At 63.2% G+C, this 383-nt stretch carries 1 protein-coding gene; it reads right to left on the bottom strand.

Features of this window, described 5'->3' with window-relative positions; translation table 11 throughout:
* Positions 1 to 383 (bottom strand): hypothetical protein (locus AU465_RS32850; RefSeq protein ID WP_192257143.1); only part of this gene is annotated, 383 nt, incomplete at both ends.

The following is a 383-nucleotide window of genomic DNA, read 5'->3' as shown; positions in this document are numbered from 1 at the left end:
TCGTTGACCGCGGTGACGTGGATGGTCGAGGTCGCCGTGTTGCTATTGGCCGAACCGTCGTTCACCACGACCGTTATGCTGCGGTCTGTCGTGTTCGGACTGTCGCTCGAGTTGCTGAACACGATCTGGTGCAGCGCCGTCTGGTAGGCGGCGAGGGTCGCCGATCCAGAGAGAGTCAACACGCCGGTCCCGGAGTTGTAGCTGGACGCCGTGATGCCGGCCGGCAGCCCGCCGTTGACGGCCAGGAGATCGCTGGCCTGTGCATTGGTCAGCGTGATCGTCGCCGAGGTGACATTGGTATTGTCGGCGTCGGTGATGCTCACGTCCGTATCAGCGATGGCAACCGCAGAACCGTTCTCGGTGAAGGTCGCCTGGTAGTCGGC

Origin of the sequence: Mesorhizobium silamurunense, from assembly GCF_014843905.1 — a bacterium.
Lineage (GTDB): Bacteria > Pseudomonadota > Alphaproteobacteria > Rhizobiales > Rhizobiaceae > Mesorhizobium > Mesorhizobium silamurunense.
This window is presented reverse-complemented; position numbering and strand designations above follow the sequence as displayed.